At 65.7% G+C, this 727-nt stretch carries 1 protein-coding gene; it reads left to right on the top strand.

The window, feature by feature from the left end:
- Positions 1-727 (top strand): FAD-binding protein (locus NKJ06_RS35930; protein WP_352812618.1); only part of this gene is annotated, 727 nt, incomplete at both ends.

The raw sequence follows: 727 nt of genomic DNA, 5'->3' as shown, positions 1-727 counted from the left end.
GCGCGCTCATCATCGCTGTGAGGCGAACGCCTTCGATCACAATTCTGGAAGGCATGGAAGCCCGCCGGCTCATTGTGGAAAATGGTGCGGTCAGCGGCGTTGTGGCGGCAAAAGGTGGACAGGCGATTATATTTCCGACGCGCCGCGTGGTTCTTGCGAGCGGCGGTATCGGCGCCCTGTTCAGAGACACGACCAATCCGGCCGGCTCATTCGGGCACGGCCTGGCGCTCGCCGCATGCGCCGGTGCGGAACTCGCCGATCTGGAATTCATCCAGTTCCACCCGACGGCGCTCGACGTTTCGCATCGGCCTATGCCGTTGGTGAGCGAAGCGGTCCGCGGCGAAGGCGCAGTCCTGATCGACGAGTGCGGGCACCGCTTTCTATGCGATACGCCTGGCGGCGAGCTGGCATCGCGCGACGTCGTGGCACGGGCCGTATGGCAGCAGCTTGGCACCGGACATCGTGTTTACCTTGATGCCCGGCAGTCCCTCGGCCAGAAGTTCGCCAAGCGCTTCCCAGCTGTGACCCGGCATTGCCGGGACGCCGGAATCCATCCGGCAGTCGAGCCCATCCCGGTTCGCCCAGCGGCACATTATCACATGGGCGGCGTGGCCGTGGATGCCGCGGACCGCAGCACGGTGTCGGGCTTGTGGGCTTGCGGTGAGGTTGCCTGCACCGGTCTGCACGGGGCGAACCGGCTTGCCAGCAACTCGCTGACCGAGGCCGT

This window comes from Mesorhizobium sp. M0293, from assembly GCF_040321735.1.
GTDB lineage: Bacteria > Pseudomonadota > Alphaproteobacteria > Rhizobiales > Rhizobiaceae > Mesorhizobium.
The sequence above is the reverse complement of the archived record's forward strand: the minus strand, read 5'-3'. Positions and strand labels throughout refer to the sequence as shown.